We start from the raw sequence: 20,938 nt of genomic DNA on the forward strand, positions 1-20,938 counted from the left end.
GCCGGGCCGGCTCAGCGCCGGCCGGCGGGGGTGCGCTCCGGGTCGGCGGGCAGTGCCCGGACCTCCCCGGGCGGGTCGGCGGGCACCGCGGGCACCGTCCGGCGCCGCAGGACCAGGGCGATGACCAGCCACCCGACCAGGGCCTGCAGCACGATGTCGACGTCCAGGAACCTCATGTTGACCGGGGTGTCGGTGAGCACCACCGCCATCACGCTCAGCAGCCACGCCGACACCGGGTGCCCGGGGGCGGGCCAGGTGGTGAACAGGTGCACGACCAGCCCCATGGCCAGGAAGAGCACGACCACGCCGACGATGCCGAGGTCGAAGTAGACGTCGCCGAACGCGGTGTAGGTGTTGAAGGGCACCGGGATGTCGACGTACCCGGCGAACGGGTCCGGCCCGGGCAGCGGGGCGCCGAGCTCCTGGGCAGCCTTGACCAGCGAGTACATCGACCGGCCGAAGTGGCCGTACGGCCCGCCCGGCTCCAGCGGCTGCTCCACCGCGGCGGTGAAGGCGCTGACGCCACCCACCTGGAACAGCAGCGGCTCCAGCAGCGCGCTGGGCAGCCACCGCGCGGGGAACAGCCCGGGGGCGGCCTCCGCCTTGTCCAGCGCGTGCCCGATGTAGGAGAAGTAGCCGAGCGCGAGCGCGCCGATGCCGCCGAGCAGGCCCAGCAGGTGCGCCCGGCGGAGCCGGGGGCCGGTGATCAGCAGGGGCCCCCGCTGGACCCGGGTCAGCAGCAGGTAGAAGAAGACACTGCCCACCACCACGCTGAGCGCGGCCGTCCGCGACGGTGACTGCGTGACGATCAGCAGCGACACCGGCAGCAGCAGGAACCACCACCACCGGTGGCCGAGCCCGCCGAGCACCGCCAGGCAGCCCAGCAGCGGGGCCAGCCCCAGCGCCAGGCTCGAGGTGCTGCTGACCTGCACGCTCCCGTAGAGCTCGGCCCAGCGCACGAGCTTGGGGTCCAGCTGGTCGAAGGGCACCCCGCCCAGGGCCGCCGACACCGCGCTCCGGTAGGCCAGCACGCCGTAGAGCGCCCCGGCGAGCAGCAGCAGCGCCGCCAGCGCCAGCGGCCACGGGCGGACGACCAGCCGGGACGCCCCCGGCCCACCCGTCCCGCCGGCGCCGGCCGCCGCACCCGGCCACCGGCCGGGCAGCAGCAGCGGCGGCAGGCACAGCGCGGTGAGCCCGGCGACGATCGCCAGTGACACCCGGGTCGACGGCTCGATGAGGTTGAACGGCCGGACCGCCAGCAGCAGGCCGACGGCCAGCCAGATCGCCACGGTCACCGTGACCGGGTTGCGCAGGCCCAGCCGGGCCGAGCAGGGGACCAGCAGCAGCGCCGCCGCCGCGATGACCAGCGCGGTGGACATCAGGCCTCCGCCCCGCCCTGCGCCGCCGCCGGCGCGCGCCGCGGCGCCGGCCGGGCGGGCAGGACCTGGGCCCGCCCCGGGCGGAGCACCTCGCGCAGCACCATCGCGAGCGCCCGACGGCGGACCAGGCCGCCCTCGGGCTGCCGGGTGACCGCCCGGGCCAGCGTCTCGGCCGCGGTGATCGCCAGCCCGGCGACCGCGCCGGCCGTGCCGTACCGCTTCCGCAGGTAGCGGACGCGGGACGTGCGGAAGACGCAGTAGGAGGTGCCGGCCACCGTCCGCGCGCTCGACCCACCGGCGTGCACCCCGAACCGGCGGGTGTCCAGCAGCACCCCGCCCACCGCCCGGGCCCGGTCGCAGATGTCGACGTCCTCGAAGTACAGCTCGAACCGCTCGTCGAACCCGCCGAGCGCCTCGAGGACGTCGCGGCGGGCCACCAGCAGCGCGCCGTCGACCTGGTCGACCGCGCGGGTGCCCGCGCCCACCGGCACCGGCAGCTCGGAGACCCGCGAGCCCAGCACCGCGCGGCCGAGCTCGTGCACGAGGGTCACCCGCCGGCGCGCGTTGCCGAGCACCTCGCCGTCCGGCGTCTCGGTCAGGCCGCCGCCGAGCACGGCCGCGTCGCCGTCCGCGCAGGCCCGCACCAGGTCGGTGAGCGGCCGCACGAGCAGCACGTCGGGGTTCACGAACGCGACGACCGGGTCCGCGGTGAGCCGCATGCCCAGGTTGCAGCCACGGGCGAAGCCGAGGTTCGCCCCGGGGTCGACGTACCGCACCCGGTCACCCGCCGCGGCCACGGCGGCGGCGGTCGCCGGGTCGCTGCTGTTGTCGACGACGACGACGTCCCCGACGCTCGGGTCGCCGAGCAGCGCCGGCAACCCCGCGGCCAGGTGCGGGGCCGACCGGAACGCGACGACCACCACCGCCGTCGTCGGGCCGGTCACCGGGCCACCCCGGCCAGCCGGGTGCGCAGCTGCACGTGCAGGAAGAGCGCGGTCAGCCCGTAGGCGACGCTGGAGACCACCGCCGGGCCGGTCACGCCCAGCAGCGCCCCGGGGAGGAAGCCGAGCGACAGCACCAGGGCGAGCACGCCGAACCGCCACACCGGCACCGTGGCGCCCAGCGCCTGCAGCGCGCTCAGCGCGATCCGGGTGTAGCCGGCGAGCACCACGCCGGGCAGCACGATCAGCATCAGGGGGACCAGCCCCCGGTAGGAGGCCAGCGGCCCCTGGACCAGGAGGAAGCCGGCCGCGGCGATGACCGCCGCGGCGGCGACCGCGAGGACGAGGTTCACCCGGACCGTCCGCCGGACGTGCGCGACCCAGCTCGCGTCCGCCATCCGGGCCCGGTTGCCGTAGACCGCCAGCGCGAAGACCTCGGGCGCGATGAGGGCGAGCTCGGTCAGCGACAGGGCGATGCCGTACACGCCGGTCGCGACCGGGCCCAGCACCAGGCCGACGACGAGGACGTCGGCGCGGAGCATGACCATCTGCCCGATGCTGCCGACGTTGTTGGCCGTGGCCGAGCGGGCGAACGACCGCCAGGAGGGGCCGCCGTCGGCGTGGGGGGCGCGCTCCTGCAGCACGGTGCGCAGGTGGCCGACCGCCAGGACGAGGCCGCCCAGCACCGAGACGTACCAGGTGCCGAACATCAGCAGCGGCGACCGGGTGGCCAGCAGCACCGCCCCGGTGCCGACCAGGTAGAGGGCGGCCTGCCCGACGACCACCCGCACGTACCGGCTGTTCTCGGCCAGGCCCTGCAGCACGCGCCCGGCGAACAGCTGCGTGACCGCGATCGCCCCGCCGACCAGCACGAGCCCGACCTGGAAGGCGGTGCCCGGGTCGGCGGTCGGGCTCGCCGGCCGGGCGAGGAACGCCACCGCGGCACCCGCGGTGGTCAGCAGCAGCCAGATCCCGGCCACCAGCCGGACGCCGTGGCGCAGGCTCCGGCCGTCGCCCGACCGCAGCCCGTCGACCACCGGCACGTGCAGGCTGCCGTAGGCGAGCGCACCGACCAGCAGCGACCCGGTCATCAGGAAGGTCAGCACGCCCCGGCGCTCCGGGCCGAGCAGCGTCGCGGAGACCATCGTGAGCAGGAAGCTGACGCCCAGCGGGGCGACCTGGGCGGCGAGGAGGTGCACGTAGCCGGCCGACCGGACCGTGCGCGCGGTCGTTGCGAGCGACCGGAGGCGGGCGCGGACCGGTCCGAGGTCGGGCAGCAGCGGGGTGGGCCCGACGGCGACCGCGCCGGCCGCGCTCACCGGGCTCACGACGGGTCGTTCCCCGCCGGGGCGCTCGTCGGGAGGAGGCGGCCGCTCGGGGCCGCCGGGCCGAAAGGGGCGTCGGGCTCGACCGTCCCCGTCGCCATGGCCGCGGCCCGGTCCGGATCGGCGGGGTAGCGGGTCCGGCGCGGGCGGGCGGACCGCTCGGGCACCTGGACCAGCACCCCGCCGAGCAGGGCGACCCCGTACCAGGACAGCGTCGCCGCCGCCTGCGCCAGCCGCCTGCGCCGGGTGGTGCCGGCGACGGCCACCAGGAGGCACCCGTCGCCGAGCGCGCCGACGGCACCGGCGTCGCCGTCGGTGAGCACCGGCGGGCCGGCGACGACCACGGTGTCGTAGGCCGTGCACAGGGTGTCCAGGAGGGCCCGCATCTTCGGCGCGGCGAACAGCCCCGCCACCTCGTCGTCGGCCTCGCCCCGGCGGCGGCCGGCGGGGAGGACGGCGACCCCGCCCGGGCCGGCGGGCCGGATGACCGCCGACTCGTCCGCCGTGCCGGCCAGCACCTCGGCCAGCCCCTCGACGTCCGCGCAGCCCAGGCTGCTGCTCAGCTGCGGCCGGCCCAGGTCGGCGTCGACCAGCAGGACCCGGCGGCCGCCCCGGGCCACCGCGGCGGCGAACTGGACCGCGAGCCGGGTCGTGGCCTGGTCGCGGTCCGGGCTGGTGACGACCACGGTCGCCGGCGCGCTGGCGCCACCCGGCGGGTACACGCGGGTGCGCAGCAGCCGCGCCTCCTCCGGGCCGGCGGACGCCGGGTCCAGCAGGGTGGCCGGCGGCGTGCCGGTGCTCCCGCCGTCCCGGGGCACGGTGGCCAGCACCGGGGCGCCGATCGCCGCCCCGACGTCCTCGACCGTCGCGACGGTGCGCCGCCGGCGCGACACCAGGACGGCCAGGCCGCCGCCGGCGAGCAGCCCCAGCAGGGCGCCGAGCCCTCGGTCGCGGACGGCGTCCGGGCTCACCGGGTCGCGCTCGAGGCTCGCCGGCTGCAGGGTGCTGACCTTCACGGCGGACGGCGCCGAGGGATCGGGGCGCTCCAGCTCGGTGACGTCGTCGATGACGTGGCGGCCGTAGGCGGCGGCGACGTCCCGGGCCCCGCGGGCCGAGGTGTCGGTGACCGTGATCTGCAGGATGACGGTGTTGGGCAGCGCCGTCCCGGTCACCTGGCCGGCCAGCTGCTCCGCCGGCACGGGCAGCCGCAGGTCGTCGACGACCTCACGGCCCAGCCGGTCGCTCTCGATCAGGGACACGTAGGACGCCACCCGCTGCTGGGTGAACAGGCCGCCGTTGTAGGCCGCGGTCGTCGTGTCGGCCGGGCCGGCGGCGCCGACGAACAGCTGGGTGGTGGACCGGTAGAGCGGCGTGGTGCGGGCGAGCACCACCTGGGCCGCGGCCAGCCCGACGAGGACGCCGAGCGCGACGAGCCACCAGCCCGTGCGGAAGGGCCGCAGCCTGCTGCCGACCGTCACCTGAACCCCCGCTCCCGGACGACGTCGCCCCCTGGACGGCCCACGGCGGCACCAGCTCCCCCGTGAGCACCGGCCACGCTACCGACCGGATGTGACCTGGATAACCCCTTCGCCGCTCTGACCTGCGGCGCGGGCACCTCGGCGTGGGCCGTCATCACGGGCTCCCCTGCAGTTGCGCCGCCCGTGGTCCGCAACGTCCGGGGGTGTCGCCGGCCACGGTGTTGCCGTAGGCGCGCACCGCGGACACCCCGGCGTGGGCGTTCCAGTCGGCGTAGATCGCGCACCTGCCCGACCGGCCGTCCCCCCGGCTGATCCGGTTGTGCGCCACGGTGATGTCGTCGGCGGTGAAGGCCGCGACGGGTGGGTCGGTGGACCGGCCACCCAGCGACAGCGCCACCGCCGGCGCGTGCCCCAGCCACTCGACGGTGTTGCGCTCGAAGGTCACGTTCTTCGTGCCCCAGGGGGAGCTGTGCAGCTCGAGGGCGGCCCGGGAGGTGCCGCGCAGGTCGTTGCCGGTGATCGTCGCGCCCTGCACCTGGGACAACCGGACCGCCGCGTCGGAGGTGCCGTCGGTGTCCGTGATCCGGTTGCGGTCGACCTCGAGGCCGGTGATGACGTGGTGGTAGGTCCACGCCGGCTCGGTCGGCATGTCCTGGTCGATCCCCCGGGTCGGTTCGGTGGGGAACGCGTCGAACCTGGCCAGCTCGACGTCGTTCTGCGTGATGCGCACCCCGTCGATCGGCTTGGTCCCACCGGCGTTGAACACCACCCCGCGGCCGACGTCGGTGAAGCTGTTGCAGGCCACCGTGACGTCCTGCTGGACCGGCCCCCCGGCCTTCGCGTCCGGCCCGATGTAGACCGCCGGCCAGCTCTGCTCGACCCGGCTGGCGGTGACGGACTCGCGCGACCCGTGCAGCTCGACGCCGCCGCTGAAGTCGAACGGCGGCTGGTCGTGCTCGATGGTGACCTGGTCGACGACGACGTCGGTGGCGGTGAAGTAGAGCGCGGAGAAGTCGTCCTGGTTGCGGTTCCCGGGGATCGAGGTCCCCCCGTTCCGGAAGGTGGACCGCTCCACCCGGATGTCGGTCCCCCCGCCCTGGGCGACCACGTAGTTCTGGCCCGGGGTGTCGAGCATCGTGACGTCGCTCAGCCGGACGTGCTCGCTGTCGTAGGCGTACAGGCCGTAGCCGGTGATGACCCGCCCCGCGGGCACGAGGTTGCCCGGCCCGTTCAGGTCCAGCGTCAGCCCGGAGATGACGATGTCGTGCACGGCCGGGGCGAGGAAGACGTTGCCGCCCCAGGCCGCCGACGAGCCGGTGACCGCTCCGTCGGCCATCCGGAACACCGCGCCCGGGTCGGCGGTGAGCACCTGCCCGCTCCGGAGGGAGAAGACGAAGTCGGCGGTGACCAGGCCGGTCCGTGGGCTGTCGAAGCTGTCCAGGAGGTAGCTGCCGGCCGGGACGTGGACGGCGGTCGCCGCCGCCAGCGCCCGCCGGATCGCCGGCGCGTCGTCGGTGACCCCGTCGCCGACCGCGCCGAAGTCGCGCACGTCCACGGCCCCGGGCGCGGGTCCGGCCGGTGCCGGGGTGGCGGGGGCACCGGGCTCGCCGCTGCAGGTGGGCGCCCCGGTGGCGGTGCGCGGTGGGGCAGCGGCGTCGTCCTCGCCGCCGCGGCCGAGCACCCAGCCGAGGAGCCCGACGACCGCGAGCACCGCCACGGCTGCCGCCACCCAGGCCCGTCGCCGGCGGCGGGCGCTCCGACCGGGGGCCGTCACGGGTCCGGTTCCGTCCTGTCCGGGGTGGGCGCTGCGGGTGGGACCGTCCACGCGCGGCCCGTCAGGCCGGGGCGGCCGGCTGGGCCGGCAGCTGGCCGGGGGGCGGTGTGGCGGCCGGCGGCACCGGGCTCGTCGCGGGCAGCGCCAGCGCCGCGCAGAAGAGGTGCTGCCAGGCGCGGTAGCTGTAGTGCTGCTCCACCGCGGCGCGCGCAGCCCGGCCCCGCACCCGGCGGGCGTCCCCAGACTCCTCCAGCAGGGTGACCAGGGCCTGCACCCACTCGTCGTGGTCGCGGGCCGCGAGCCCGCGGACCTGGTCCACCACGACGGCGTTCACGCCGATCGGCGTGGCCACCGCGGGCAGCCCGGCAGCCGCGTACTGGAGCAGCTTGTAGGCGCACTTGCCCCGCTCGTAGGGCGTGTCGGGGAGCGGCATGATGCCGACGTCCGACTCCGCCAGCAGGGCGTCGGTGCGCGCGCCGGCCCACTGCACCCGGTCGGTCATCGCGTCCAGCGCCCCCAGCCGCCGGTCGCCCGCGCTGATCATCGTCAGCCGCGCCCCGGTGCGCCGGTGCACCTCCAGCAGCGCCGGCGCCACGGCCACGACGTAGCGCTCGTTGACCGGCGAGCCCAGCCAGACCAGCCGGGGCACCGACCCGACGGCGTACTGCTGCTTCAGCGGGTAGTCCGACGGTTCCACGCAGGTCGGGAGCACCTCGACGTTCGGGTTGAGCCGGGCCGCGGCCGAGGCCAGGTGGTCGTTGCCGGCCAGCACCACGTCGGCTGCCCGGACCGAGCGCTCCCAGGCGGTCGCCTCCCCGAAGAACCCGTGCACGCCACCGCGCCGGTCGTCGAACAGCGCGTCGTCGAAGTCGTAGACGCCCCGCCCGGCCCGGGTGAGCAGCGCGGCCTCCGCCCGCCCCCGGGTGAACGGCCCCATCGAGCGCGAGATCAGCAACCGCTCGGGCCGGGCCCGGGAGCTGAACCGGGCCAGCTCGACCTCGGCGCCGAGGACGTCCAGCGGCCGCCGCAGCAGCGTGGCCGGCCGCACGTTCGACGTGCCCAGGTAGTCGTGCACCTCGGCCCCGAGGTCGAGGAACCGCAGCCACTGGAGCACGCGCACCCGCATGCTGGCGGCCCCGGCGCCGTACGAACCGCCGACGACGAGCGACGGCGGGGTCATCGACCGCACCGCGCGTGGCGGCGACCGTTCCCCTGGTGCACCCCGGACATGCGGGCACTCTAGGGACGAAGAGCGGGCACGTGCCCGGTTGTGCACACTTCACAGGTTCATCCCAGGCCGGCGAGCCCGGACACGGTCGACACACCGCCTCGCGTACCGGTGTGACTACCCGGCGTGGTCGTCCTCGGCCTCGCGCACCGGTCGCCGTCGACCGGGCAGGGCCGACGGCGTCGACCCCACCGGAGGGCACGACCGCCCGGCCGGACCGGGACGGGACCGGCGGCTGCGCCCGCGACGGCGCAGCGCCCAGCGGAGCCGGGCGGGGCCCGCCGCCCAGGCCTCGTCGTGCCGGTCGGCGCGCCGGGCGAGAGCCCCCGCCACCAGGCCGAGGACGGCGACGAGCAGCACCGCGAGCGCGAGCGGCAGCACCACCCGCATCGTCGTCGCCTCCGCCCGGCCGGGGTCCGTCCGGCCGCCGGGACGTTACCCGTTCCCCAGTTCCCGGACACGCACCGTTCCGACCGACGGTGGGGCGCGTCGGCAGTCGCACCCCGGCCCCTGGGGACGGCGGTCCGGGTGGCGTCGCGACGGCTATCTTCCAGGGGAGTCGTCCCTCGGGAATCGGCACGACCGAGCGCGGGGTCGGGCACGACGAAGAGAGAACCCGATGCTCCAGGCGCTGATCGTCGGCCTCGTGTGGCTGACCGGCACGGCCGCGGTGAGCGTGGTCATCGGCCGGGCGCTGCGGCGCGCCGACGCCCGCCAGGAGCGCGACGCGCGGGACCAGCGGCAGGACCGGTTGCCGGCGCCCACCGGCGCTGCCCGGCCCGTCGGGCGCGGTCCGGCGCTCCCGCCGGCTTCCCGGGGCACCGTCCAGCACCCGTCGGGCCACGGTCTCCCGCCGTCCGCCCGGCGGCCGGGCCGCCGCCGGCGCTGATCCGCCCACCCGGGGCCCGGGGTCAGCGGACATCGGTGCCCGGCCGCCCGGGGCGCAGTGCGCGCCGCAGGATCGACAGGTCGAGGGCGATCGAGTAGTTGCGCAGGTACTCGTCGACGTCCAGCGGCGCGGCGGGGGTCCCCGGCCGGGGCCCGCGGGAGTACAGCCCCGTGAGGCCGGGGCGCACCGGCAGGGCCGGGAGCCGGTCGGCGGCGGCCGACCGGGGGCTGAGCGGCGGGGGGCCGACGAAGGACAGGTCGCCGCGCAGCACGTTGAGCAGCTTGGGCAGCTCGTCGAGGTAGCAGCCGCGGACCACGCGACCGACCCGGGTCGCCACGGCCACCCGCGCCGGCACCGGTCCCCGGGCCTCGGAACCGACATGCCGGGGTGCCTCCAGCACGCTGCTGCGGAACCGCAGCAGCCAGAACTCGCGGCCACCCCGGCCGACCCGGCGTTCCCGGACCAGGACGGGCCCGGGTCCGTCCAGCCGGATGGCGAGGGCGATCAGCAGCATCCACGCCCCGGCGACCAGCAGCAGGACGGCAGCCAGGGACCGGTCGAGCACGGACTTCAGCAGCAGGCGGCCGCGGCCGTCCGGGTACCGGGCATCGGGGGTCAGCGACATGGCGCGCCCACCCGCCGGTCGAGCGGGGCGGTCCCCGCGAGGTCGGTCGTCGCGTCGTTCATGGGTGTTCACTCCCGTCCCGGCGGAGCGCCGGGGAACGGACCAGCGCGAGGGCTGGTGCCGGGTGTCTGGGTGCGCGCGGGCGCGGTGCATGGAGCGGAGCGCTCCGTCGGCGTCCGGCATCCGCGGCCATCGGGAGGGTTCCCGGCAGGAGCCGCGCAGGAGCCGGACGGCGACCCGGTCGAGGGCCGTCCGCGGGCAGGTCAGTCGGGGGTGCTGGCGGGGTCGGCCGGGCTGCCGGCGACCCGCCCGCCGGCGTCGACGGGCTGGCGCGAGCCGGTCACCACGGCCTGTCCGGCGGCCGACCGGGAGAGCGTCGCCAGCAGCAGCGGGGTGCCTCCCGCGTGGCCGGCCGCGGTCCCGGAGCCCTCGCCGGCCGAGGTGCCGCCGGGGGTGGGCGCAGACGGGGCGGGAGCCGGCGCGTGCACGGGCGCAGGCGTCGCCGGCGCGAGCGGGACCGGTCCGGCCGGGACCCGCGAGGGGACGACCGAGGCGGCCGCGGAGACCGCGTGGTGTCCGACCGGCCGCGGGGCTCCCCGGGGGACGAGATGGGCGCCGTTCCCCCGCGGGAGCGGTGCGCGTGCCGGGAGGACCGTGCCCGGCCGCTCACGGTCGGCCGCACCGGCCACCGGGCCGGGCCCGGGCGCCAGGACAGCCGCACCCGGGGACGCCGCGGCCGGCCCCGTGGTCGCGAGCGCGCCGGGCGGCACGGTGACGGCGCGGGGCACGACCGGACCCAGCACCGGGGCGCTGTCGGGCGACGCGGGTGCTGCGGCCGGCGAGGTGGTCGGCGGGGTGGTCGGCGAGCAGTCCGACCCGGCCGTCGTGGACGTCGGGGCGACGACCGCGCCGGCCGTGGTCGTCGTGGTCGTGGTCGTGGTCGCAGTGGTCGTCGCCGCACCCGCGCCCCGGGCGGGGCAGGCCGTGGGCACGGGGGGAGCGACCGGGGGAACGGGCGCGGCGGCCGGTCGCTCCGGCGTCCCCGAGGTGGTCGCGGGGGCTCCGGTCGTCGGTGACGGGCTGCCGCCCGGCGTGCTCGGTGTGCCCGGCTGCGGGGCGGCCGGCTCCGGATCGTGCCCCGGCGCGGCCTCGGCGGGTACCGCCGGGGACGGCGGAGCACCGACGGCGGGCACCACCGGACGGTTCCCGCACACCGGGCGGTCCAGGGCCACGACCGGGTGGCGCGGCACCGCGGCGCGCCAGCGGACCGCCGGACGCCGGCACGCACGGTGGTCCTCGTCCGCGGCGGCGGCTGCTGTAGCCGCCGGTGGGACCACGGTGGCGGGGACGGGGGCGGCAGGCTCCGGAGCCGGGGCAACCGGAGGCCCGGCAGCGGGTCCCGGGGAGGCAGCGGGCTGCGGGGCGGAGGCAGCGGGCGCAGGGGCAGGGGCAGGGGCAGGCGGCGCCGCGGGCGGCGCCACCGGGACGGGCGCGGCTGCGGACCCGCTCGCCGGCGCGGCCTGCTCCTCCGCCGGCGCGGTCGGCGCACCGGGTGCCGGCTCCTCCGCGGTGGGCCGCTCGGTCGACGGTTCCTCGTGCGCCGGCTCCTCGGCCGGCGGCACCTCGGCCACCGGCGCCTCGGCCGCCGGTTCCTCCGCCACCGGCGCCTCGGCCGCCGGTCCCTCCGGCGCGGGCTCCTCGGCCACCTGCTCCGGCTCCCCGGCCGCCGGTTCCTCGGCCGGGGAGTCGTCGCTCGCGACGGTCACGAGCGCTCCCGGCACGTCCGCATCGGCGGCGTCGTCCGCCTGCGCCGGCCCGGCCAGCAGGAGCAGCACGGCCCACCCGCCGAGCACGAGGACGGCCTGCAGCACCCGGCGAGGCCAGCGCCGGGGCGGAGCACCGAGACGGCCGCCCGATCGGGGCAGCACCCATCGCCGGTCCGAGGACCCGACGGCGGCAGCCACGCTCCGTACCGTCTTGCCGCGACAGCAGCGCGTCAAGGCGGAGGGGCGATGCCCGCCGCATTGCGCCGCCTCCCGCGCGTGTACGTCACCGAGCGTGGCGGCCCCGCCCCCGCGCACCGCGTCGCCCGGCCGGTGGGCGGCCACGGACGGCGAGAGCCGTGCGGGCGGTCGCCGGTCAGGGAGCGGCCGGGCTGCGCGACGCCGTCCACCCGGCCCAGGCGGAGTCGACCATCTCGCGCACCCCGTACCGGGCGGTCCAGCCGAGCGTCGTCCGCATGGTGTCCGCGGCCGCCACCACGCGGGCGGCGTCCCCCGCCCGCCGGCCGACGACCACCGGCTCGGCCCACGGCTCGTCCGCCGTGCCGGTGACCTCGCGGATCACCGCGACCATCTCGCGCACCGAGACGCCCGCCCCGCGGCCGATGTTCGCGACCAGGGCGTCCAGGTCGCCCGCGGCCAGCGCGCGCGCCGCGGCGACGTGCGCCGACGCGATGTCCGCGACGTGGACGAAGTCGCGGACGCAGGTGCCGTCCGGTGTCGGGAAGTCGTCGCCGAACACCAGCGGTGCCGCCCGCTCGTCCAGCCGCCGGAAGACCATGGGCACGAGGTTCGACGCGCCCCGGTCGGCCAGCTCGGGGCGGCCGGCACCGACCACGTTGAAGTAGCGCAGGCTGACGTGCCGCAGCCCGGTGGCCCGCGCGACGTCCGCCAGCATCGCCTCGCCCACCAGCTTGGTCTGCCCGTAGGGGTTGATCGGCCGGCAGGGCAGGTCCTCGCGCACCAGGTCGACGTCCGGTGCGCCGTACACCGCTGCGCTGGAGCTGAACACGAAGGTGCCCACGCCTCCGGCGGTCGCCGCCTCGAGCAGCGTCCGCAGGCCCTCGACGTTCTCCCGGTAGTAGTGCAGCGGCAGCCGGACGGACTCCTCGACCTGCTTCTTGCCCGCCAGGTGCACGATCCCGGTGACCCCGTGGCGGCGCACCGCGTCGGCGACGGCCGACCCGTCGAGCACGCTCGCACGGACCAGCGGCACGTCGGCGATCCGCCCGGGGACCCCGGTGGAGAGGTCGTCCAGGACGACGACCTCGTTCCCGGCGGCCCGCATCGCGTCGACCACGTGCCCGCCGATGTAGCCGGCGCCCCCGGTCACCATCCAGGTCATGCGCGGACCCTAGTGGCACCAGCGGCCGCGCCGGATGCCTTCGCACCCCGTCCCGGAACGGTCCGCGCCGCCGGAACCGGCTCCGCTCCCTGGACGTTGGGCGGCTGCGGACCGATACCGTGCGCCCGGCAGGGCCGCAGGGGACAGCTCAGGGCGGAGGGGCATGGGCCGGCTCGAGATCGCCGTCATCGTCGACGACGGCAGGGTCCCGGCGTACGCCCTCGACGCCCTCGACGCGCTGGGGGGCTGCGAGGAGCTGAGCGTCTTCTCCGCGGTCGGCGTCGGCCGGCCCGGTCGGGGCAGGGCCTCCGCGCTGCTCGGGCCGCGCGCCACGGCGAGGAGCGTCCCGGTGGCGCAGGGCCGCAAGCGGGTCGTCGAGGTCGTCGAGTTCGCGCCGGTCCGCGACGGAGCCGTCGACGTCCTCCCGCCGCACGTCGTCGACCGCCTGCGGGACGGCGGCTTCTCGCTCGCCCTGCACCTGGGCCGCCGCGCGCTCCGGGCCCCGGCCGGCCTCCCGCTGCCCGTCCTCGCGCTCCACATCGGCTCCCCCACCCGCCACCGGGACAGCCCGGTGGCCCTCCGCGAGATGCTCCGCGGCGACCCGGTGCTCACCCAGGGAGTGGAGGTGCTCGGCAGCGGGCACGTCGTCGCCTCCGCCGAGACGAAGGTGCACCCGCACTCCTACCGGGCCACCGTGGCCGAGGCGCACCGGCACGTCCCGCTGCTGCTGGACCGGGCCGTGCAGCAGGTCGGGTCCGGGGCGCTGCCGGCCGGTGACGACGTCGCCGGCCGGCCCGCGGACGCCGCATCGGTCGTCGACGTCGCCCGGCTCGCGGTCGCCACCGCCCGCCGGCGGGTCCGGCGGCTGGTCTACGGGGCGGTCGTCGAGAAGCGGTGGGCGGTCTCGACCGCCCCGGCGCCGGCGGACCCCCTCACCGCCCTCCGGGACGGCACGGTGCTGCCGGACCCCGGGACGTGGGACACGCTGCGCCCGCCCCGCGGCTACGTCTTCTACGCCGACCCGTTCTTCAGCTCCGATCCCCCGGGCATCCTGGTGGAGGCGCTGCGGGCCAGCACCGGGCGCGGCGAGATCGTCCTCGTCCAGGACGGGCAGCACCGCCGGGTGTCGCCTGCCGGCGGGCACTTCTCCTACCCGGCCACGGTCACCCTGGCCGGCCGGGAGCACGTCGTCCCGGAGACGGCCTCGTGGGCGGGGCCGAGCGCCTACGTGCTCGCCGACGGCGAGCTGACCGCACCGGTGACGCTGGACCTCCGGCCGGACGCGCGGCTCCTGGACCCCACGCTCGTCGAGCACGGCGGCCACGTGTACCTGTTCGGCAACCTCGAGCGGGTGGGCAACGGCGCGCTGTTCCTCTGGGTCGCCGACTCGCTGACCGCGCCGTTCCGCCCGCACCCGGCGAGCCCGGTGCTCGTCTCCCCCCGCGGGGCGCGGATGGCCGGCGGCCTGGTCCGCTCCGGCGAGACGCTCCTCCGGTTCGGCCAGGACTTCTCGTCCGGCTACGGCGACGGCCTGTTCGCCTTCTCGGTCGACCGGTTGACGCCGACGGCGTACCGGGAGCGGCGGATCGGCGAGGTCCGCTTCCCGGACCGGAAGGGTCCGCACACCCTCAACATCAGCGGCGACCGGCTGGTGTTCGACTGGTACCGGGACGCTTTCGCCCCCCTCGCCGGGGTCCGGCGGGTGCTCGCCCTGACCGGCCGGAGGCCGGACCCGCACATCGGTCCCTCCCTCTGACGCCGGGAGCCCGGCCCACCTCGTGGCGGACCGGGCTCCCGGGGACGGCGTCGGCGCGGAGCGGGCTCAGCGCGTGACGGAGTTGGCCTCGTGCGGGTCGCCCGTGCTCTCCGCGGCGGCCTGCCGCTTCTGCAGCCGCTCGCGCTGCGGGACGACGACGTACTTCGGGTCCTTGGTGCTGGCGATGCCCGCCTCGAAGATGCCCATCCGGGTCATCACGGAGCCCGCGGCCAGCAGGATGCCGCCGACGACCGAACCGGCCCGCCAGCGGCCGGCCAGCGCGGTCACCGCCGCGCCGCTGACCGTGGCCTTCTTCGCCGCGCGCAGCAGCGTCCCGGCCTTGCCCTCGTGGTACGGCTCGCTGAGCAGGCCGTGCCCGTGCTCGACCTTCTGGATCGCCGCCAGCTCGAGCGCGACACCGGTCAGCGCGACCTTGCGGGCCGGCCCGTTCTCCGCGACCGGGGTGAGCGCCGCGGTGAGCCCGCCACCGGCCGCCATCGCCGATCCGGCGAAGACGTACGGCAGCTCGGCGTGCGCCTCGTGCCAGCTGGGTGTGGCCGTGTTCGCGATCAGCACCGCGGTGTAGGTGGCCATCGGACCACCGAACGCCGCCGCACCCACCGCCGAGGCCTTGCGCAGGAACGGGAAGGCCCCGGCCAGCTTCGGCAGGAACGGCAGCACCTTCGCGGCGACGCCCATGACCGGCTTCAGCTCCAGCAACCGCACCCCGGCGGCCGCGGAGGTGAAGGCGCTGAACGGCGACAGGATGTAGGACCCCACCGACAGCGGCGACGTCACCTTGAAGACCCGCAGCATGTGCAGGAAGCGCTCGGGTCGGCCCAGGTCGTCGATCAGCAGCACCACCGAGCCCAGCGCCGCGGCACCGGCCACGTACTCGGCGTTGCGGGCCAGCGTGGGCCGGCCGGTGAACTCGGCGAGCGCGCCGATCACCGACGACGTCCCGGCCGCCCCGCCGAGGAAGAAGTAGACCGGGACCTCGGGGTTCTTCCAGGTGGGGGTCTTGACGATCTGCCGGCCGTAGTACGAGGAGAACTCGGCGTCCGGGACCATGGCCGCCTCGCGCCGGCCACTGCCCCAGCCGCCGCCACCGCCGCCCTTGCGGCGCTTGCGCCGGCGCGGGTTGGTGAGGTCCTCCCCCGCGGCCCGGTGCCAGCCGGCGCCCGGGGTCAGCGGCGCCTCACCGGCCGGCTCGTTGCCGGTCGGGCCGTTGCTGCCCGGTGCGCTCACTTCCGCCGCCGCCCCACGAACGCCGAGGCGACCACGCCGACGATCATCGCTGCGCCGGTGGCCGCCGCCTTCCACATGGCCGGCAGGTCGCGGGTGGTGACGATCGGGTCCGGCGGGAAGCCGTAGACCTCCGGTTCGTCGAGCAGCAGGAAGAACGCGCCCACGCCGCCGACGCCGTCGGCCTCGTCCCGGCCGTAGAGCCGCGCGGTCTCCACGCCCTGGCCCTTGAGGGTGGCCAGCCGGGCGTCGGCCCGGGCCTGCAGCTCGTCGAGGTCGCCGAACTGGATCGACTGGGTCGGGCACGCGGTGGCGCACGCCGGCTGCAGCCCGTCGGTCAACCGGTCGTAGCACATCGTGCACTTGAAGACGCGGCCGTCGTCCTCGCGCTTGTCGATAACGCCGTAGGGGCAGGCCGGCACGCAGTAGCCGCAGCCGTTGCAGATGTCGCCCTGCACCACGACGGTGCCGAACTCGGTGCGGAAGAGCGCACCGGTCGGGCAGACGTCCAGGCAGCCGGCGTGCGTGCAGTGCTTGCAGACGTCGGAGCTCATCAGCCAGCGGATCTGCTTGTCGGCGCCGCTCTGCCCGGTCTGCGGGTCGAACTGCGACAGCGCCTCGGCGTTGAGCACGTTGGTCTGCGCGTTCAGCACGCTGTCGGCGTCCGGCGAGACCGGGTTGGCGGCCAGCCCCGTGTCGGTGCGGTCGTCGCCGGGCCGGCCGAACGTCGGCATCGGCAGGTCGACGCTGCGGCTCTGCTCGACGAACGCGACGTGGCGCCACGAGTTCGCCCCGAGCTGGCCGGTGTTGTCGTAGGACATGCCGGACAGGCCCATCTGGTTCTGCACGCCGTGCGAGTCGTCCATCGGGAGCGTGTTCCACTCCTTGCAGGCGACCTCGCAGGCCTTGCAGCCGATGCACACGGAGGTGTCGGTGAAGAACCCGACCCGCGCCGGGTGGTCCTCCTCGTACCCCGCCTCACCCTGGACGTCGGGCAGCGGACCGTAGAGCCGGTTGCCCTGGACGCCGCCGACGTCCTTGCTCAGGCCCGGGCTCGCTGAACTGACGGTGGTCATGCGCCGGCCTCTTCCATCGCGCTCGGGTCCTCGTCCGGGGCTCGGCCGTTGACGCCGACCCTGCCCGACTCCACCCCGGCTCGGCGGCGGTAGTCCTCCACGTACTCCAGCAGCTCCGGGCCGCGCGGGCGACGTCCGGGCTGGATGTCGGCGGTGCTGACCTTGTCCTCCTGGATGTGGGTGTTCGCGTCGAGCACGATCCCGAGCAGGTCGTTGGCGTTGTCGCCGGTCGACAGGCCCGCGTAGGACCAGTGGTAGGGCATGCCGATCTGGTGCACGACCTGGCCATCGGTCAGCTTGATCGGCCGCATCCGCTCGGTGACCAGCACCTTCGCCTCGATCGCGGTCCGCGCGCTGATCAGCGTGGCGAACTCGCCGTTGGTCAGGCCGCGCAGCTCGGCGAGCTCGGGGCTGACCTCGACGAAGAACTCCGGCTGGAGCTCGGACAGGTAGGGCAGGGTGCGGCTCATGCCACCGGCGGTGTGGTGCTCGGTGAGCCGGTAGGTGGTCACCTGGAACGGGAAGACCTCGCTGCGCGAGGGGTTCTCCCGGTTCCACGGCCCGGCGATCCGCTCGATCGTCGGGTTCGACTGCGTGCCGTACAGGGCGTTCGCCGCGACCGACTCGGCCGGCTCGTAGTGCGTCGGCATGGGGCCGTCGGTCAACCCCGCCGGCGCGAACAGCCAGGCCTTCCCGTCGCCCTGCATGATGAACGGGTCGACGCCGGCGATCGCGTCCTGCGCCTTGGCGCCCTCCGGCGGGACGTAGTCCGGCCGCTTGGTCGCCTCGAAGTCCGGCACGTCGTTGCCCGTCCAGCGGCCGGACTCCTCGTCCCACCACACGTACCGCTTGCGCTCGCTCCACGGCTTGCCGTCCGGGTCGGCGGACGCACGGTTGTAGAGCATCCGCCGGTTCGCCGGCCACGCCCAGCCCCACTCCGAGGCGACGGGGCCCTGCTCCCGGTGCGACTTGCGCCGGGCGGCCTGGTTGACCTCGTCGGCGAAGACGCCGGTGTAGATCCAGCAGCCTCCGCTGGTGGACCCGTCGGCCTTCATCTCGGTGTAGGACGACAGCGCCCGGCCGTCGGGGCCCACGCCGTTGATCTCGCGCAGCACCGCCTCGGCGTCGGGGTCCTGGGTCTCGCCCACGGTCGGGTAGTCCCAGGTCAGGCCCAGCAGCGCCTGGTCCCGGGGGTCGGTCGAGCCCTTCAGCCGCTCCCGCAGGATCCGACCCAGGTGGTAGTAGAACCACAGGTCGCTGCGGGCGTCCGCCGGCGGCTCGACCGCCTTGTGGCGCCACTGCAGCAGCCGCTGCGTCTGGGTGAAGGTGCCCTCCTTCTCCGCGTGCGTGGCGGCAGGCATGAAGAACACCTCGGTGGCGATGGTCTCCGGCGCCATCTCGCCGGTCTCGATCTCGGGACCCTCCTTCCAGAAGGTCGCCGACTCGATCATCTGGAGGTCGCGGACGACCAGCCAGTCCAGGTTGGCCAGCCCGAACCGGTTCATCTTCCCGTTGGGGTGCCCCACGGAGGGGTTCTCCCCGACGAGGAAGTACCCGTGCACCTTGCCGGCGATCATGTCCGCGATCGTGCGGTAGGAGCTGTGGTCGCCGTTGATCCGCGGCAGCCAGTCGAACCGGAAGTCGTTCTCCGGCTGCGCGGCATCGCCGAACCAGGCCTTGAGCAGGCTGGTCATGTAGGCGTCCATGTTGCCCCAGAACCCGGCCTTGCCCGAGCTCTCGGCGACGTAGTCGGCCAGCGACCCGTGCTGGACGGCGTGCGGCATCGGCAGGTAGCCGGGCAGCAGGTTGAACAGCGTCGGGACGTCGGTGGAGCCCTGGATGCTCGCGTGCCCGCGCAGCGCCAGGATGCCGCCGCCCGGACGGCCCATGTTGCCCAGCAGCGTCTGCAGGATCGACGCGCTGCGGATGTACTGCGCGCCCACGCTGTGCTGCGTCCAGCCCACCGAGTAGACCCACGCCGTCGTCCGGTCGCGGCCGCTGTTGCCGGTGACCCACTTCGCCACCTGCTCGAACACCTCGGGCTCGATGCCCGAGACCTCCGCCACCATCTCCGGGGTGTACCGGGCGAAGTGCCGCTTGAGCACCTGGAAGACCGTCCGCGGGTGCTGCAGCGTCTCGTCCCGCCGGGGCTTCCCCGGGATGCTGGGGCCGCCGCTGCCGGCCGCCTGCCCCCGGTCGGAGGACTTCACCGCCGGGTGCTGGCTGGTGGCGTCCTGCTCCGCGGCCCGCGCGGGGTCGTCGGCGTTGCCGGTGTGCTGGACCGCGTCACCGGGGTGGCCCGGCTGACCGGGCGACCGCTCGCCCGCGGCCGCCACCTCGGTGACGTTCTCGTACTGCCAGCTCGACTCGTCGTACTGACCGGTCTCCGGGTCGAAGCCGGAGAACAGGCCGTCGAGGTCGTCGGTGTCGACGAAGTCCTCGCTGACCAGCGCCGCGGCGTTGGTGTAGGCGACCACGTACTCCTTGAAGTACAGGTCGTTGTCCAGCACGTACTTGATCAGCCCACCGAGGAAGGCGATGTCGGTGCCCAGCCGGATCGGCACGTGCAGGTCGGCGACCGCGCTGGTCCGGGTGAACCGCGGGTCGATGTGGATGACCTTGGCGCCCTTGGCCTTGGCCTCCATCACCCACTGGAACCCGACCGGGTGGCACTCGGCCATGTTCGAACCCTCGATGACGATGCAGTCGGAGTTCGCGAGGTCTTCCAGGAAGTTGGTGGCGCCGCCACGCCCGAACGAGGTCCCCAGACCGGGAACCGTGGAGGAGTGCTATATGCGGGCCTGGTTCTCGATCTGCACCGCGCCCAGGGCGCTGTACAGCTTCTTCATCAGGTAGTTCTCTTCATTGTCCAGCGTCGCACCGCCGAGGCTGGCCAGCCCCATGGTGCGGTTGACCCGCTTGCCGGCGTCCTCGTCCTGCCACCCCTTGCGGCGGGCGTCGAGCACGCGGTCGGCGATCATCTCCATCGCCGTGTCGAGGTCGAGGTCCTCCCACTCCGTCGCGTATGGACGGCGGTACTTGACCGTCGTCACCCGCGAGGGGCTGGTGACCAGCTGCTTGCTCGCGCTGCCCTTCGGGCACAGGCGGCCGCGGCTGATGGGCGAGTCGGGGTCGCCCTCGATCTGGACGATCTGCTCGTCCTTCACGAAGATGCGCTGGCCGCAGCCGACCGCGCAGTAGGGGCACACGGACTTCACGACCCGGTCCGCGGTCGCGGTGCGACTGACCGTCGCCTCCGTGGCCTTGCTGCGGGCGGCCGCTCCCCGGCCGAGCGGGTCAGCGCCGGTGAGCTGCCGGAACACCGGCCAGCTGTCGAGCCACGTCTTCACACCCTGGAGTCAACCACTCGGCCCCCCGGGGCGCAGGACGGTCCTCCCCTGGTCGGTCGTGCCCCACCGACCGCCGAGGCGGCGAGGACGGCGTACGGCCGGTGCCCGTCCCGGGCGGGTCGCTCCGCCCGTTCCACCACGGTGAACCCGGCCGCGGCGAGCCGGCCCGCGAGCTCCCCGACCGGCCAGCGGTGCGCCCGGACGACGCGGTGCTCGAACGGCTCGACCAGCGGGCCGGCGAAGAAGCCCACCACCAGGACGCCGCCGGGCCGCAGCACCCGCCGGATGCCGCCGAGGACGCCGTCCAGCTCCGCCGGGTCGAGGTGGACGAGGGAGAACCAGGCCAGCACCCCGGCGGCCGCGGCGTCCGCGACCGGCAGCGCGGTCAGCGACGCCCGCACGAACCGCGCCTCCGGCTGCGACCGCCGGGCGTGGTCGAGGAACTCCGGCACCAGGTCGATGCCGGCGACCACCGGGCAGGTGCGGGCCAGGAAGCCGCTCAGGTGCCCGGGCCCGCAGCCGAGGTCGAGCACCGGGCCGGTCCGCCGGCCGAGGTGGGCGTCGACGAGCCGCAGGTCGTCGGGGTCGACGCTGCCGACCGTGCCGAACAGCTCGACGTACCGCTCCGCCAGCGCGGAGTAGGCCCGGGCGACGTCCGCGGCGCTCACGCCGGGCAACCTACGTCCCCGCGGCCCCCCTTCGGGGTGACCGTGCCGCCGCAGCGGTCCAGCACGGCCACCCGGCGC

General features: G+C 75.8%; 15 protein-coding genes and 1 pseudogene. 2 read left to right on the forward strand and 14 right to left on the reverse strand.

Annotation, left to right across the window (positions count from 1 at the left end; translation table 11 throughout):
• Positions 1 to 11 precede the first annotated feature (11 nt).
• From AB0J00_RS13740 to AB0J00_RS13770, 7 genes are all read right to left on the reverse strand, one after another.
• Positions 12 to 1,379: an O-antigen polymerase gene (locus AB0J00_RS13740; RefSeq protein ID WP_357745223.1), complete on the reverse strand. Its 1,368-nt coding sequence runs from the start codon at positions 1,377 to 1,379 to the stop codon at positions 12 to 14.
• Positions 1,379 to 2,323: a glycosyltransferase family 2 protein gene (locus tag AB0J00_RS13745; RefSeq protein ID WP_357745225.1), complete on the reverse strand. Its 945-nt coding sequence runs from the start codon at positions 2,321 to 2,323 to the stop codon at positions 1,379 to 1,381. The genes AB0J00_RS13740 and AB0J00_RS13745 overlap by 1 nt, the downstream gene beginning before the upstream one ends.
• Positions 2,320 to 3,648 (reverse strand): hypothetical protein, encoded by a 1,329-nt coding sequence (locus tag AB0J00_RS13750; RefSeq protein WP_357745228.1) that lies wholly within the window; start codon positions 3,646 to 3,648, stop codon positions 2,320 to 2,322. The genes AB0J00_RS13745 and AB0J00_RS13750 overlap by 4 nt, the downstream gene beginning before the upstream one ends.
• Positions 3,645 to 5,123 (reverse strand): hypothetical protein, encoded by a 1,479-nt coding sequence (locus AB0J00_RS13755; RefSeq protein WP_357745230.1) that lies wholly within the window; start codon positions 5,121 to 5,123, stop codon positions 3,645 to 3,647. Before AB0J00_RS13755 ends, AB0J00_RS13750 begins: the two co-directional genes overlap by 4 nt.
• A gap of 154 nt (positions 5,124 to 5,277) precedes the next feature.
• Complete coding sequence (locus tag AB0J00_RS13760; RefSeq protein WP_357745233.1) at positions 5,278 to 6,852, reverse strand: glycosyl hydrolase family 28-related protein; 1,575 nt, start codon at positions 6,850 to 6,852, stop codon at positions 5,278 to 5,280.
• Positions 6,853 to 6,958: 106 nt separating this feature from the next.
• Positions 6,959 to 8,077: a glycosyltransferase family 4 protein gene (locus AB0J00_RS13765; RefSeq protein ID WP_357745235.1), complete on the reverse strand. Its 1,119-nt coding sequence runs from the start codon at positions 8,075 to 8,077 to the stop codon at positions 6,959 to 6,961.
• Between the two features lie 165 nt (positions 8,078 to 8,242).
• Positions 8,243 to 8,515 carry a hypothetical protein gene (locus AB0J00_RS13770; protein ID WP_357745237.1) on the reverse strand — a complete coding sequence of 91 codons (273 nt, stop codon included), beginning with the start codon at positions 8,513 to 8,515 and terminating at the stop codon, positions 8,243 to 8,245.
• A 229-nt stretch (positions 8,516 to 8,744) separates the two neighbouring features.
• Between AB0J00_RS13770 and AB0J00_RS13775 the strand changes: the two genes are divergently transcribed.
• Complete coding sequence (locus AB0J00_RS13775) at positions 8,745 to 9,014, forward strand: hypothetical protein (protein ID WP_357745239.1); 270 nt, start codon at positions 8,745 to 8,747, stop codon at positions 9,012 to 9,014.
• Positions 9,015 to 9,036: 22 nt separating this feature from the next.
• Here AB0J00_RS13775 and AB0J00_RS13780 read toward each other — a convergent pair whose 3' ends face one another.
• From AB0J00_RS13780 to galE, 3 genes are all read right to left on the reverse strand, one after another.
• Entirely contained in the window at positions 9,037 to 9,639 is a 603-nt protein-coding gene (locus AB0J00_RS13780) for a sugar transferase (RefSeq protein WP_357745241.1), read from the reverse strand.
• A 263-nt stretch (positions 9,640 to 9,902) separates the two neighbouring features.
• Positions 9,903 to 10,127, reverse strand: a complete 225-nt coding sequence (locus AB0J00_RS13785; RefSeq protein ID WP_357745243.1) for a hypothetical protein — start codon at positions 10,125 to 10,127, stop codon at positions 9,903 to 9,905.
• A gap of 1,651 nt (positions 10,128 to 11,778) precedes the next feature.
• Positions 11,779 to 12,765 carry a UDP-glucose 4-epimerase GalE gene (gene galE / locus AB0J00_RS13790; RefSeq protein ID WP_357745246.1) on the reverse strand — a complete coding sequence of 329 codons (987 nt, stop codon included), beginning with the start codon at positions 12,763 to 12,765 and terminating at the stop codon, positions 11,779 to 11,781.
• Positions 12,766 to 12,928: 163 nt separating this feature from the next.
• Here galE and AB0J00_RS13795 point away from each other — a divergent pair, with 163 nt between their 5' ends.
• A complete protein-coding gene (locus AB0J00_RS13795) occupies positions 12,929 to 14,521 on the forward strand; it encodes a hypothetical protein (RefSeq protein ID WP_357745248.1) in 1,593 nt (530 codons plus the stop codon).
• A gap of 66 nt (positions 14,522 to 14,587) precedes the next feature.
• Here the strand turns inward: AB0J00_RS13795 and nrfD are convergent, their stop codons facing one another.
• From nrfD to AB0J00_RS13815, 4 genes and pseudogenes are all read right to left on the reverse strand, one after another.
• Positions 14,588 to 15,769, reverse strand: a complete 1,182-nt coding sequence (nrfD, locus tag AB0J00_RS13800) for an NrfD/PsrC family molybdoenzyme membrane anchor subunit (protein ID WP_357745251.1) — start codon at positions 15,767 to 15,769, stop codon at positions 14,588 to 14,590.
• Positions 15,766 to 16,842, reverse strand: a complete 1,077-nt coding sequence (locus AB0J00_RS13805) for a 4Fe-4S dicluster domain-containing protein (RefSeq protein ID WP_357745253.1) — start codon at positions 16,840 to 16,842, stop codon at positions 15,766 to 15,768. The genes nrfD and AB0J00_RS13805 overlap by 4 nt, the downstream gene beginning before the upstream one ends.
• Positions 16,839 to 20,192: pseudogene (gene fdh / locus AB0J00_RS13810) on the reverse strand (formate dehydrogenase). Before fdh ends, AB0J00_RS13805 begins: the two are co-directional and overlap by 4 nt.
• Positions 20,189 to 20,860: a class I SAM-dependent methyltransferase gene (locus tag AB0J00_RS13815; RefSeq protein ID WP_357745256.1), complete on the reverse strand. Its 672-nt coding sequence runs from the start codon at positions 20,858 to 20,860 to the stop codon at positions 20,189 to 20,191. Before AB0J00_RS13815 ends, fdh begins: the two are co-directional and overlap by 4 nt.
• Between the last annotated feature and the right edge of the window lie 78 nt (positions 20,861 to 20,938).

The organism is Modestobacter sp. NPDC049651, from assembly GCF_040659695.1.
GTDB lineage: Bacteria > Actinomycetota > Actinomycetes > Mycobacteriales > Geodermatophilaceae > Modestobacter.

What these genes read in the sequence shown, in the direction of transcription:
- AB0J00_RS13740 (WP_357745223.1), bottom strand. Translation starts at nt 1,379, where the DNA reads ATGTCCACCGCGCTGGTCATCGCGGCGGCGGCGCTGCTGCTGGTCCCC.
- AB0J00_RS13765 (WP_357745235.1), bottom strand. Translation starts at nt 8,077, where the DNA reads ATGACCCCGCCGTCGCTCGTCGTCGGCGGTTCGTACGGCGCCGGGGCC.
- AB0J00_RS13770 (WP_357745237.1), bottom strand. Translation starts at nt 8,515, where the DNA reads ATGCGGGTGGTGCTGCCGCTCGCGCTCGCGGTGCTGCTCGTCGCCGTC.
- AB0J00_RS13775 (WP_357745239.1), top strand. Translation starts at nt 8,745, where the DNA reads ATGCTCCAGGCGCTGATCGTCGGCCTCGTGTGGCTGACCGGCACGGCC.
- AB0J00_RS13780 (WP_357745241.1), bottom strand. Translation starts at nt 9,639, where the DNA reads ATGTCGCTGACCCCCGATGCCCGGTACCCGGACGGCCGCGGCCGCCTG.
- galE (WP_357745246.1), bottom strand. Translation starts at nt 12,765, where the DNA reads ATGACCTGGATGGTGACCGGGGGCGCCGGCTACATCGGCGGGCACGTG.
- AB0J00_RS13795 (WP_357745248.1), top strand. Translation starts at nt 12,929, where the DNA reads ATGGGCCGGCTCGAGATCGCCGTCATCGTCGACGACGGCAGGGTCCCG.
- AB0J00_RS13805 (WP_357745253.1), bottom strand. Translation starts at nt 16,842, where the DNA reads ATGACCACCGTCAGTTCAGCGAGCCCGGGCCTGAGCAAGGACGTCGGC.